Origin of the sequence: Isoptericola sp. NPDC057559, from assembly GCF_042801555.1 — a bacterium.
Classification (GTDB): Bacteria; Actinomycetota; Actinomycetes; order Actinomycetales; family Cellulomonadaceae; genus Isoptericola.
This window is the reverse complement of record NZ_JBHVFQ010000015.1, coordinates 20261-33045: the sequence shown is the minus strand read 5'-3', so window position 1 is coordinate 33045 and position 12785 is coordinate 20261. Positions and strand designations below refer to the sequence as shown.

Sequence of the window (12785 nt, the reverse complement as noted above, 5' to 3'; positions counted from 1 at the left end):
ACGACGCGCCCGGGCGGTCAGCCGCCTGCGGGGACGGGCTCGGGCAGCAGGCGTCGCAGCACGTCGGCGAGGGTGATCACGCCGAGCGTGCGCCCGTCGCGGCGGACCAGCGCGAGCTGCTCGCCCGCCTCGCGCAGCAGCGCGATGGCCGCGTGCACGGTGGTCGACGCGTCCAGCACGAACGCCGGCCGCGCGAGCGGCGCGACGGGGGCGTCGTCGGCCAGCAGCAGGGTGTCGCGCACGTGCACGACGCCGCCCACCTCGCCGTCGTCCGACCGCAGCAGGATGCGCAGGTGGCCCGACGTGACGGACACGGCCCGCACGTCCGCGGCCGTGGCGGCGGCCGGCACCGCCGTGGGCCGCGACCCGGGCGCCACGAGCGTGTCGACCGTGAGCGTCTCCAGCTCCAGCGCCCCGGCGATCTGCGACGAGTACGCCGCGTCGAGCGCCCCGACGTTCGCCGAGTGCTCCACCAGGTGGCGCAGCGTGGTCGGGTCGTGCCCGACGTCGACGTGGTCCACCGGCTCCACCCCGACGGCCCGCAGGCACCGGTTGGCGAGGGTGTTGAGCCAGCGCAGCACCGGCCGCGTGAGCCACATGAACCCGCGCATCGGCAGCGCGAGCAGCGTGGCCGACGCCTCGGGGTGCGCGATGGCCCAGGACTTCGGCGCCATCTCGCCCACCACGAGGTGCAGGAACGTGACGATGATCAGCGCGAGCACGAAGCCCGCGACGTCGGCCACCCAGTACGGCGCGCCCCAGCCCGCGATGAGCGGGGTGAGCCAGTGGTGCACCGCGGGCTTGGTCACGGCGCCGAGCGCCAGCGTGCACGCAGTGATGCCGAGCTGCGAGCCCGCCAGGAGCAGCGTCAGCTCGGACGAGCTGCGCAGCGCGGCCCGCGCCGACCGGCTGGTGGGCGCGGCGTCCTCCAGGCGGTGGCGGCGCGCCCCGAGCAGGGCGAACTCCACGGCCACGAAGAACGCGCTGAGCGCGATGATGACGACGGTCGCGCCGAGGACGACCCAGGGGTTGCTCATCGGTCCTCCTCCGTCGCGGTCACGGCGTCAGCCGTCGTGGCGGTCGTGCGGTCGGTCGCGCTCGCGGTGTCGGCGGTGTCGTCGGTGTCGCCGGTGTCGTCGACGCCCTCCACCAGGCGCACGCGCACCAGGTGCGGCACGTGCCGCTCGACGGCGAGCACCTCCACCTCGATCCGGCGCTCGACGGGCTCGTCGTGCGCGAGGTCGGCCGGGTCGGGCGGCAGCTCCACCGTGACCGCATCGCCCGCGCGGGGCAGGGCGCCGAGCTGCGCGATGAGCAGCCCGGCGACGGTCTCGTGGTCGCCGCGGGGCAGGTCGTGCCCCAGGGCCCGCTCCGCCTCGTCGAGGTGCACGTCGCCGCCCATCACCCAGGTGTCGTCGGTCTCCGCCGTGACGGTGGCCGTCTCGTCGTCGTCGTGCTCGTCCGTGATCTCGCCGACGAGCTCCTCCGCGAGGTCCTCGAGGGTGAGGACGCCGGCGAAGCCGCCGTACTCGTCGACGACGACGGCGAGCTGGTTGCGCGAGCGCGTCAGCTCCGTCAGGGCGGCGGGCAGCGGCATGAGGGTCGGCAGCACGGTGACGGGGCGCATCAGGTCCGTCACAGGAGCGTCGTCCGTGAGCCCGGTGCGCAGCACGTCCATGAGCTGGACGACGCCGAGCGCCTGGTCCTCGCCGTCGACCACCGGGTAGCGCGAGTGGCCCCCCGCCATGAGGGTGCGCAGCTCGCCCACCGTGAGGCCGGGCTCGACCGTCCCGACGCGCGAGCGGGGGATCATCGCGTGGCGGGCGTCGTGCTGCGGGAAGTCGAGGATGCGGTCCAGCAGCATCGACAGGTCGTCCGGCAGGTCGCCGCTGGAGCGCGAGTCCGCGACGATGTGCTCCAGGTCGCGGGCCGTGGCGGAGTGCTCGACGTCGTGCACCGGCTCGATGCGCAGCAGGCGCAGCAGCGCGTTCGACGCCTTGTCGAACACGGCGATGAGCCAGCCGAGCACCGTGAGGTACGCCGTCGTGGAGCCCGCCAGGCGCAGGGCCGTGGGCTCCGGGCGGGCGATCGCGAGGTTCTTCGGGAACAGCTCGCCGAACAGCATCTGCACCAGCGTCGAGACGGCCAGCGCCGCGACGGTGCCGACGGCCACGCCGACGCCGGTCGGGACGCCGACGCCGCCCAGCAGGGTGCCGAGCGCGTCGCCGACCAGCGGTTCGGCCACGTAGCCGACCAGCAGGCCGGTGACGGTGATGCCGAGCTGGGCGCCCGAGAGCACGAACGACGTGCGCCGGGTGACGGCGAGGGCCCGCTGCGCGGTCGCGTCACCGGCCTCCGCGCGGGCGGCGAGCCGGGAGCGGTCCACGGTCATGTAGGCGAACTCCTGGGCGACGAAGTACGCCGTCGCCGCGGTGATCACGAGGATCACCAGGAGCCCGAGGAGGAGGGAGAGGGCGGCGGTCATCGGACGCGCACCGCCTCTCGTCGGGGCTGCGGGGAGCCCGGACTATGGCTGGGGTCGTCGGCGGGCGCGGCGCTCTCGTCGGCCGCGGGCGCCATGACGGCTTCCGTCGTGAGGGTGATGTCCACGAACGCCCCAACGCCGGCACCGCGCGATCGGTTCCCGGCGCTACGCTCCGGTGCCACACGGTCGACGAGGACCGTGCCGCACGAAGGGACCGCCATGTCCGACACCAGCGCAGCCCGCCCTGAAGCCAGCCCTGCCGACAGCGGCGTCATCCGCAGCCTCCATCCCGACGTCGAGATCCCCGACGTCAGTCTGTACGACTTCCTCTTCGCGCCGCTCGCGGGCGCCGACCTCGACCGCGTCGCCCTGGTGGACGGCCCCACCGCCGCCACCACCACCTACGGCGAGCTGCGCGCGCAGGTCGACGCGATCGCGGGCGCGTTCGCCGCGCGCGGGCTCGGCGTCGGGGACGTCGTGGCCCTGCACTGCCCCAACGTGCCCGCGTTCGTCGCCGTCTTCCACGGGCTCCTGCGCGCGGGGATCACGGTCACGACGGTCAACGCCCTCGCGTCGGGGCGGGAGGTCGCCAAGCAGCTGCGGTCGTCGGGGGCGAGGGCGCTCGTCACGGTGTCCGCGCTGCTGGCCGCGGCGGAGGCGGGCGCCGAGGCCGCCGGCACGGACCCGGGCGACGTCGTCGTGCTCGACGGCGCGGACGGGCACCCGTCGCTGGCGGAGCTGCTGGCCGGCGGGCACGCCGCGCCGGACGTCGACCTCGACCCCCGCACGCACCTCGCGGTGCTGCCGTACTCGTCCGGGACCACGGGGCTGCCCAAGGGCGTGATGCTCACGCACCGCAACCTCGTGGCGAACGTGCTGCAGACCGAGGCGTTCCTCCCGCTGGTGCCGGAGGACGTCATCCCGGCCGTGCTGCCGTTCTTCCACATCTACGGGATGACGGTGCTCATGAACGGCGCCGTGTACCAGCGCTCGACGCTCGTCACGCTGCCCCGGTTCGACCTCGCGGAGTACCTGCGGGTCGTCGAGCAGCACCGCGCCACGGTGCTGTTCGTCGCGCCGCCGATCGCGCTGGCGCTCGCGAAGCACCCGGCGGCGGCCGGCCGCGACCTGTCCAGCGTGCGGATGCTCATGTCCGGGGCGGCGCCGTTCGACGAGCACCTGGCCGAGGCGGTGGGCCGCCGACTGCCCGGCGCGCGCGTGCTGCAGGGCTACGGGATGTCGGAGATGTCGCCGGTCTCGCACCTGGTGCCCGTCGACCGGCCCGACGTCTCGCCGGGCACCGTCGGCATGCTCGTGCCGAACATGCTGGCCCGGATCGTGGACCCGGCGACGGGGGAGACCATCGCGCAGCCGGGGACGGGCGTGAGCGCGCCGGGCGAGCTGCTGTGCGCCGGGCCGAACGTCATGGTCGGGTACCTGGCGGACGAGCAGGCCACCCGCGACACGCTCGAGCCCGACGGGTTCCTGCACACCGGCGACATCGTCACCGTCGACGCCGACGGCGCGTTCACCGTCGTCGACCGGCTCAAGGAGCTGATCAAGCACAAGGGCTACCAGGTGGCGCCCGCCGAGCTCGAGGCGCTGCTGCTCACCCACCCCGAGGTCGCGGACGCCGCGGTGATCGGTGTGCCCGACCCGGAGTCTGGCGAGGTGCCGAAGGCGTTCGTGGTGCGGGCCGAGGGCAGCACGCTCACGGTCGACGACGTGCAGGCGTTCGTCGCCGAGCAGGTCGCCCCGTACAAGAAGGTGCGCGTCGTCGAGTTCGTCGAGGCGGTGCCGAAGTCCGCGGCGGGCAAGATCCTGCGCAAGGAGCTGCGCGCCCGGTGATCCGGTCCGGACGGCGGGGGCGGGTCCGGTAGGTTGGGCGGCGATGTCCGACGCCACCACCGCCTCCGTCCCTGTCGTCCCGACCGCGGGCGACGGCGCCTCGCGCAAGACCCGCGTCGCCGTGCTGTTCGGCGGCCGCTCGGGCGAGCACGCCATCTCCGCGTCGACCGCGAGCGGCGTGCTGCGCGCGATCGACCGCGACCGGTACGACGTCGTGCCCGTGGGCATCACGCGCGAGGGCCGCTGGGTCATCGCGGCCGACGACCCGGACCGCTGGCAGATCGCCGACGGCCGCCTCCCCGAGGTCACCGCCGAGTCCGGCGCCGAGGTGGTGCTCTCCCTGACGCAGGGCGAGCGCACCCTGCGCGTGCTGGAGCCCGGCCAGGTGCCGGCGCTGCTCGGCGAGGTCGACGTCGTCTTCCCGCTGCTGCACGGGCCGTTCGGCGAGGACGGCACCGTGCAGGGCCTGCTGGAGCTGTCGGACGTGCACTACGTCGGCGCGGGCGTGCTCGCGTCGGCCGTGGGCATGGACAAGCACTTCATGAAGCTCGTGCTGGCGGGCCAGGGGCTCGCCGTCGGGCCGTACGTCGTGCTGCGCCCGCGAGACTGGGAGCGGGACCCCGCGGCCTGCGTCGCCGCCGTCGAGCCGCTGGGGCTGCCGCTGTTCGTCAAGCCGGCGCGCGCCGGGTCGTCGCTCGGCATCACCCGCGTGGACGACCTGGCGGACCTGCCCGCCGCCGTCGAGGCCGCGCGCGTGCACGACCCCAAGGTGATCGTGGAGGCCGGCATCGACGGCCGCGAGATCGAGTGCGCCGTGCTCGGCGGCCGCGACGGCGCCCCGACGCGCGCGTCCCTGCCGGGCGAGATCGTCGTCGACCACGACAGCCACGCGTTCTACGACTTCGAGGCCAAGTACCTCGACGAGGCGCACGTCGACCTGCGCTGCCCGGCGGACCTGCCCCCGCACGTGCTGGACGAGGTCCGCGAGGTCGCCGTCCGCACCTTCGAGGCCGTGGAGGCCGAGGGGCTCTCGCGCGTGGACGTCTTCGTCACGCCCGACGAGCGCGTCGTGGTCAACGAGATCAACACCATGCCCGGCTTCACGCCGTTCTCGATGTACCCGCGCATGTGGGAGGCCTCGGGCGTGAGCTACCCGGAGCTGGTGGACGAGCTCATCCAGCTCGCCCTCGAGCGCCCCACCGGGCTGCGCTGACCGCCGCCCGCTCGGCGGGTCAGGGCACGACGAGCTCGCCGAGCGGCCCGGGCGCGTGCGCCACCTCCCAGAGGAACCCGTCCGGGTCGGTGAAGTAGCCGGAGTAACCGCCCCACTCGCGCCGCACGCCGTCGCGGACGGTCGGCGCGCCGGCCCGGCGGGCTTCCTCGAGCACGGCGTCCACCGCCGCGGGCGCGCCCACGTTGTGCGCGAGCGTGAGCGGCGCCGTGCCGCCCCGCACGACCGGCCCGATCTCCTCGACGGCGTGCCCCTCGTCCCACAGCGACAGCACCACGTGCTGACCCACCTGGAACATGAGCACCTCGCCGGGCGCCTCGAGCAGCGGGTCCCAGCCCAGCCCGTCGACGTAGAAGCGCCGGGTGGCGGCGAGGTCGGAGACGACGAGGGTGACGAGGCTCACGCGCTGGTCCATGCCCCCACCGTGGCACGAGGCGCCGACAGGCGCCCCGGCGGCGCGTCAGGTGCAGGTCGCGGTGGCGGGGACGGTGTTGACGGCCTGCGCGAGGTCGCCCACGAACGACGTCGAGTGGTTCTCGGTGACGGACGGCGGCACCAGGACCTCGACGGCCGGCTCGCGCCCGTAGGTGGTGAACCTCCAGGTGCCGTCCTTGCCGGCCACGACGATCCAGTCGACCGCGCCCGCGCCGGACTCGACGCGCTGGCAGTCGGCCGACGGGCCGGGCGGGGTGACGCCGCAGCGCAGCGTGACGGCCGCGCCGGGGTCGCCCCACGCCGAGGTGGCCTGGGCGTTGGTGTCGCGCTGCGGCAGGTCGCCGGCGAGCGTGTCCGGCAGCGCGAGCATGACCGGGGCGCACGCCGGGTCGGCGGCGTCCTCGGCCGGCGTCTCGCCAATGGTCGGGGCGCATGCCGCGAGCGGGGCGACGACGAGGGCGGCCAGCGCGACGGCACGGGTCCGGGGAGCGCGGGTCAGCGGGGAACGACGACGGGGCACGACGCCCACGCTACCGGGCCTGGAGGGCCCGCCGACCGCCTACAGTCGTCCCGTGACCGACGCCACCCACCCCCTCGTGCGCGACCTCTCCGAGGAGGAGCTCCTCGCCCGGATCTTCCCCCTCCTGCCGGGTGCCGAGGCCACGCTCCTGGGGCCCGGGGACGACGCCGCGGTGGTCGCGGCCCCCGACGGGCGGTTCGTCGTCACCACCGACGTGCTGGTCGAGGACCGGCACTTCCGCCGCCGCTGGTCGACGGGGTACGACGTCGGCGTCCGGGCCGCGACGGCCAACCTGGCGGACGTCGCGGCGATGGGCGCTCGTCCGACGTCCCTCGTGGTCTCGCTGGTGGTGCCCGGCGACCTGCCGGTGGGCTGGGTGACCGGGCTGGCGCGCGGGCTGGCGGACGCCGGGACCCCCGCGGGCGCGGGCGTCGTCGGCGGCGACCTGTCGGGCGGCGACGCCGTCGTGGTGGCGGTGACCGCGCACGGCGACCTGCAGGGCCGGGCACCGGTGACGCGCTCCGGCGCGCGGGCGGGGGACGTCGTCGCGTACGCGGGGAACAGGGGCCTGTCGGCCGCGGGCCTGGCGCTGCTCGACGCGGGCGCCGCCGCCCCGGCGGACGGCGCGCCGGGCGCGGACGGGGAGCTCGGGCCGTACGTCGGGGGCTACCTGCGCCCCGACGCCCCGCTCGCCGCGGGGCCCGGGGCGGCGACCGCGGGCGCCACCGCGATGCTCGACGTCTCGGACGGTCTGCTGCGCGACGCGGGCCGGATCGCGCGCGCCAGCGGGGTGGGCCTGGACCTGGAGACCACGGCCCTCGCCGCCGACGTGGCGCGACTGCTGCCCGCGGCGCGGGCGCTCGGGGCGGACGCGGTCGCGGCGCTCGGCTGGGTGCTGTCCGGGGGAGAGGACCACGGCCTGCTGGCCACGTTCCCGCCGGACGCGGCGCTGCCCGCGGGGTTCCGGCGGGTCGGGCGGGTGCTCGCCGCCGCGGAGCCCGGCGTCACCGTCGACGGCGGCGAGCCCGCGACCGGCCCCGGCTGGGACCACTTCGCGGGCTGAGCCGGCGGCCGCGCCGCACCGGCGGGGTCAGCCCCGGCGGTAGCGGACCTCGGTGACCGGGGTGTCGCCGATGTCGTCCATGCGCTCGACGCCGTCGGGGTGGAAGCCGTGGCGGCGGTAGAAGTGCCGCGCGCGGTCGTTCTGCGACAGCACCCACAGCGACATGGGCACGCCCTCGGGCACGTCCGACAGGACGGTGCGCATGAGGTCGCGGGCCACGCCGCGGCCCCACGACTCGGGGTCGAGGTAGATCGCGTACAGCTCGAGGTCGCCCTCCTCGGCGTCCTCGTCGCGCGACGGGCCGTAGGACGCGAAGCCGAGGAGGCGGCCGTCACCCTCGGCGACCAGCGTCGTGCGCGTGCCCTCGTCGAGGATCCGCTGCCACTGCGCGGCGCGGTCGTCGACGTCGAGGGAGTCGAGGTACTCGGCCGGCAGCACGGCGGCGTAGGCGCCCTTCCACGACGTGACGTGCACCTGCGCGATGCGCCCGGCGTCGGTCACGTCGGCGGGACGGATCTCCACGTCGTTGTCGGTCTGCACGATCATCTGCTCAGGGTGCCACGACGGCATGCCCTCGGCCAAGGCAGTTTGGTGAATCCTTCACGAATTCTTTGCCGGTCGCGGCGGGCAACGGAGCGGACGGGACCCGGGGCCGGAGACGACAAGACGCCCGCCGGGAAAGTTCCCGACGGGCGTCTCGCGACAAGCGTCGACGACCGGGCGTGCGCCCGGCGCGCAGGCTCAGGCCTGGCGCGTCACCTTGCCTGCCTTGAGGCAAGAGGTGCAGACGTTGACACGCTTGGGGGTACCCGCGACCACGGCACGGACGCGCTGGATGTTCGGGTTCCAGCGGCGCTTCGTGCGGATGTGGGAGTGCGAGATGCTGTGCCCGAAGCCCGGGCCCTTGCCGCAGACGTCGCAGTTGGCAGCCACGGTCTCTCCTGAATCGTCGTGACACGTCCCGCGCCAGGGCAGCAGGACGTGAAGTGTGTGGTCTGGGGGAGCCCGGAACCGCCCGGGCAACCACACGAGGATAGCCGATCCTGAGGGTGACCCTCAACGTGGGGTGCCTCACCGCTACCGTGGGCCGCGGACGCCGCCGGGCCAGGGGAGCATGGCGGGGTGGTCGAGAGCCAGCGGGAGGCGACGTGACGGACCCGGACCTGAGGGACGCGGCCGTCGTGCGGCTGTGGGTCCGGACGGCCGTGGAGGCGCTCGGCGGGGCCCGCACGGCGCTCGACGGGGTCAACGTGTTCCCGGTCGCCGACGGCGACACCGGGACGAACCTGTACCTCACGCTGCGCGAGGGCGCGCACGCCGTGCAGGAGGAGCCCGAGGGCGCGGGCGGAGCGCGCCTCCTGCGGGTGCTGGCCCGCGGCGCCCTCCTCGCCGCGCGCGGCAACTCCGGCGTGATCCTCAGCGAGTGGCTGCGGGGCCTGGCCGCCGCCGCCACCCGCGGCGAGCCCCTCGCGTGGGCGCTGGCCACGGCCGCGCGGACCGCCCGGCTCGCCGTCGCGCACCCCGCACCGGGCACGATCCTCACCGCTGCGGACGCGGCGGCGGACGCGGCACGCACGGTGGCCCCGGACGGCCTGCCCGCCGCCGTCCCGGAGCCGGACCGGCACCGCCGCCGCCAGGAGGTGCTCGACGCCGCCCGCTCGGGGGCGCGCGACGCCCTGCTCACGAGCGCCGGCTCGCTCGAGACCCTCCGCGCCGCGGGCGTGCTCGACGCCGGGGCCGGTGGCCTGCTGCTGGTGCTGGGGGCGCTCGCCGAGGCGCACCGGGCCGTGTCGGAGGCGCCCGGCACGATGGCGCCCGTGACCGGCCCCGTGACCCTTGACGTCGAGCTGCGCCAGGGCGAGCCGCGGCCCGCCGACGCGGACGCGGGGCGAGCCCCTGGGCCCGTCGCCGACGGGCACGCGCACGACGACGCGCTCGAGCTGATGTTCGTGCTGCACCGCCCCGCCGCCGCCGCGGACTTCGGCCCCGGGGCCGTCGCGGACGCGCTGCGCCGCGACCTGGACGCCATCGGCGAGTCGGTGGTCGTGGTGGGCGGCGCGGACGAGCCCGACGAGCCGGACGACCTCGACTCCCCGGACGAGCCGGCCACTCCGGGCGACGAGTCGCTCTGGCAGGCGCACGTGCACACGAACGATCTCGCGGGCGGGCTCGACGTGGCCCGCCGCTGGGCCGCCGACGGCGCCGTCTCGCGCGTGCACGTGCGGCACCTCGCGGTGCTCGGGGAGCACGGGGCGGGGTCGGGCGTCCCCGTCGACGCGGCGTGGGGCGCGGTGGTCGCGACGGGCGCCCCCGCGCTCGCCGGCGAGCTGGCGCGCGGCGGCGCCGTCGTGCTGCTCGACCTCGACCGGCCCGTGACGGCCGACGACCTCGCCCAGGCCGCCCTCGGCGTGCCGGCCGCGCGCGTGCTGGTCGTGCCGGGCCCGGTGCCCGGCGGCACCGACGCGCTGACGCGGTCGCTGGCCGACCACCGCGACCCCGGGGCGGACGAGCCCGCCGTCGTGCTGCTGGACGCGGCCGACGACGTGCGCGTCGTCACGGCGGTCGCCGCGCTCGCGGAGGTGGGTGCGGACGAGGACGGCACCGACGGCGTGCCCGCGGCCGTGCGCGCGGCGCTCGGGCGCCTGACGACGTGGGCCGGCGACGCCGCGGAGGCGGCGCGCGCGCTCGACAGGCTCCTCGCCGCGGCGCCGGACGCGGAGCTGGTCACCGTCCTGGCGGACGCGGGCGCCGCGCCCGCGGGGCTGGACGACGTCGTCCGGGCGGCGGCCGACGCGGTGCCCGACGCGGAGGTGGTGGTGCTCACGACCGGCCGGCCCGGCGCGGGCGTGACGCTCGGGGTCGAGAGGCACGGGGTCGAGACGCACGGTGCCGGGGTGCCGGGGGTCGCGGTGCCCGGGGTGGAGGCGCAGGCGTGACGGGACGCGAGGGCGAGGCCCTGACGAAGGTGCTCGGCGCGCGCAGCGCCGCGCCGCTGGAGAAGCTCGGGCTGGTCACGGCGGGCGACCTGCTGCGCCACTACCCGCGGCGCTACGGCGACCCGGGCACGCTCACGGACATGGACCGGCTCGCGCTCGGCGAGCACGTCACGGTGATGGCCCGCGTCGCGCACGCCACCGTCCGGACGATGCGGTCGCGGGCCGGCGCGATGCTCCAGGCCGTCGTGACCGACGGGCGGCACGAGCTCGCCCTGACGTTCTTCGCGAAGCGCGCCGGCGCGCTGCGGCCGCACGAGGACAAGCTGCGGCCGGGCCGCGTGGGCCTGTTCACCGGCGTGGTCAGCGAGTACCGGGGGACCCGCCAGCTCACGCACCCGGACTACGTGCTGGTCGGCGTCGACGCGGACGACGCCGAGTCCGCCATGTTCGAGGCGAGCCGGCCCATCCCGATCTACCCCGCGTCGTCGGCCGTGCCGAGCTGGCGCATCCAGCGCGCCGTGCGCACGGTGCTCGACCCGCTCACCGAGGCCGACGTCGAGGACCCGGTGCCCGCCGACGTCCGGGAGCGCGCCGGGTTGTCGGGGCGGCTCGACGCCCTGCGGGCGATCCACGTGCCGGACGACCAGCGCGCGTGGCAGCGGGCGCGCCACCGGTTCCGGTTCGAGGAGGCGTTCGTGCTGCAGGCGGCGCTCGCGCAGCGCCGCGCGCACGCCGCGGAGCAGGAGGCCACCGCGCGCCCGCTGCGCGGGTCGGGCGGGGCGAGCCTGCTGGCCGACTTCGACGCCGGCCTGCCGTTCACGCTCACCGAGGGCCAGCGGTCCGTCGGGGAGGACCTCGCGGCCGAGCTCGCGCAGGCGCGGCCCATGCAGCGGCTGCTGCAGGGCGAGGTGGGCTCCGGCAAGACGGTCGTGGCGCTGCGCGCGATGCTGCAGGTCGTCGACGCCGGCGGCCAGGCCGCGCTCCTCGCGCCCACCGAGGTGCTCGCCGCGCAGCACGCGCGCACGCTGCGTGCCCTGCTCGGCCCGCTCGCCGAGGGCGGCCTGCTCGGCGGCGCCGCGCACGGCACCCGGGTGGCGCTCCTCACCGGCTCGCTCGGCGCGGCCGCGCGCAAGGAGGCGCTGCTGCAGGCGGCGAGCGGCGAGGCGGGGATCGTCGTGGGCACCCACGCCCTGCTCGGCGACCAGGTGCAGTTCGCCGACCTCGGGCTGGTCGTCGTGGACGAGCAGCACCGGTTCGGCGTCGAGCAGCGCGACGCGCTGCGCGCCAAGGGACGGGTGGCGCCGCACGTGCTCGTCATGACGGCCACGCCCATCCCGCGGACGGTCGCGATGACGGTGTTCGGCGACCTCGAGACGTCGTCGCTCACCGAGGTGCCCGCCGGGCGGGCCGGGATCACGTCGCACGTGGTGCCCGCCGGCAACCTGCGCTGGATGGAGCGCACGTGGGCGCGTGTGCGCGAGGAGGTCGACAAGGGGCACCGGGCGTACGTCGTGTGCCCGCGGATCCACCCCGACGCCGACCTGCCGGCGGGCGGCGGGGCCGCGTCGAAGGACTTCGACGACGTGCCCGACCTCCTGGAGCTCGTGGACGCCGAGGGGGCCGACGACCGGCCGCCGCTGCGCGCCGTGCTCGAGGTCGCCGACATGCTCCGGGAGACGCCCGCGCTCGCCGGGCTGGACGTCGGCGTGCTGCACGGGCAGATGGCGGCCGCGGACAAGGAGTCCGCCATGGCCGCGTTCGCGGCCGGCGAGCTGCAGGTGCTGGTCTCCACGACGGTGATCGAGGTGGGCGTCGACGTCCCCGAGGCGACCGTGATGGTGGTGTTCGACGCCGACCGCTTCGGCCTGTCGCAGCTGCACCAGCTGCGCGGCCGGGTGGGGCGTGGCGCCGCGGCCGGGCTGTGCCTGCTCGTCTCGACGGCGCAGCCGGGCACGCCCGCCGCGACGCGCGTCGAGGCGCTCGCGGAGACCACGGACGGCTTCCGGCTCGCGACCCTCGACCTGGAGCTGCGCTCCGAGGGCGACGTGCTCGGCGCGGCCCAGTCCGGGAAGTCCAGCTCCCTGCGCCTCCTGCGGGTGGTGCAGGACGCCGACCTCATCGCCGACGCGCGCCGCGAGGCGTCCGCGGTGGTCGACGCCGACCTGGAGCTCGGCGACCACCCGGTGCTGCGCGCAGCGATCGCGGCGCAGCTGGACGACGAGCAGGAGGAGTTCCTCGAGCGGGCCTGACCGCCGCGCGGGTCGCGG

General features: G+C 76.3%; 11 protein-coding genes. 5 read left to right on the top strand and 6 right to left on the bottom strand.

The features are described 5' to 3' along the window. Positions 1-17 precede the first annotated feature (17 nt). Complete coding sequence (locus ACFU5J_RS14590; RefSeq protein ID WP_430576289.1) at positions 18-1037, bottom strand: CNNM domain-containing protein; 1020 nt, start codon at positions 1035-1037, stop codon at positions 18-20. Then, positions 1034-2485: a hemolysin family protein gene (locus ACFU5J_RS14585; RefSeq protein WP_430579193.1), complete on the bottom strand. Its 1452-nt coding sequence runs from the start codon at positions 2483-2485 to the stop codon at positions 1034-1036. Before ACFU5J_RS14585 ends, ACFU5J_RS14590 begins: the two co-directional genes overlap by 4 nt. 219 nt (positions 2486-2704) lie before the next feature. On the opposite strand from ACFU5J_RS14585, the gene ACFU5J_RS14580 reads away from it, so the two are divergent. Further along, complete coding sequence (locus ACFU5J_RS14580; protein WP_430579192.1) at positions 2705-4333, top strand: AMP-binding protein; 1629 nt, start codon at positions 2705-2707, stop codon at positions 4331-4333. Positions 4334-4376: 43 nt separating this feature from the next. After that, a complete protein-coding gene (locus tag ACFU5J_RS14575) occupies positions 4377-5546 on the top strand; it encodes a D-alanine--D-alanine ligase family protein (protein ID WP_430579191.1) in 1170 nt (389 codons plus the stop codon). A gap of 19 nt (positions 5547-5565) precedes the next feature. On the opposite strand, the gene ACFU5J_RS14570 is transcribed toward ACFU5J_RS14575, so the two are convergent. Then, complete coding sequence (locus ACFU5J_RS14570) at positions 5566-5979, bottom strand: VOC family protein (protein ID WP_430579190.1); 414 nt, start codon at positions 5977-5979, stop codon at positions 5566-5568. Positions 5980-6024: 45 nt separating this feature from the next. After that, positions 6025-6519, bottom strand: coding sequence for a DUF3515 domain-containing protein (locus ACFU5J_RS14565; protein ID WP_430579189.1), 495 nt, complete (start codon positions 6517-6519; stop codon positions 6025-6027). A gap of 52 nt (positions 6520-6571) precedes the next feature. Between ACFU5J_RS14565 and ACFU5J_RS14560 the strand changes: the two genes are divergently transcribed. Beyond that, on the top strand, positions 6572-7582 hold the full coding sequence (locus ACFU5J_RS14560; protein WP_430579188.1) for a thiamine-phosphate kinase: 1011 nt from the start codon (positions 6572-6574) through the stop codon (positions 7580-7582). 27 nt (positions 7583-7609) lie between these two features. Here ACFU5J_RS14560 and ACFU5J_RS14555 read toward each other — a convergent pair whose 3' ends face one another. Continuing rightward, positions 7610-8128 (bottom strand): GNAT family N-acetyltransferase, encoded by a 519-nt coding sequence (locus ACFU5J_RS14555; RefSeq protein ID WP_430576282.1) that lies wholly within the window; start codon positions 8126-8128, stop codon positions 7610-7612. Positions 8129-8323: 195 nt separating this feature from the next. Further along, complete coding sequence (rpmB, locus tag ACFU5J_RS14550) at positions 8324-8515, bottom strand: 50S ribosomal protein L28 (RefSeq protein WP_069984843.1); 192 nt, start codon at positions 8513-8515, stop codon at positions 8324-8326. 215 nt (positions 8516-8730) lie between these two features. On the opposite strand from rpmB, the gene ACFU5J_RS14545 reads away from it, so the two are divergent. Then, entirely contained in the window at positions 8731-10518 is a 1788-nt protein-coding gene (locus ACFU5J_RS14545; protein WP_430579187.1) for a DAK2 domain-containing protein, read from the top strand. Further along, positions 10515-12767: an ATP-dependent DNA helicase RecG gene (locus tag ACFU5J_RS14540; protein WP_430579186.1), complete on the top strand. Its 2253-nt coding sequence runs from the start codon at positions 10515-10517 to the stop codon at positions 12765-12767. The genes ACFU5J_RS14545 and ACFU5J_RS14540 overlap by 4 nt, the downstream gene beginning before the upstream one ends. Positions 12768-12785 lie beyond the last annotated feature (18 nt).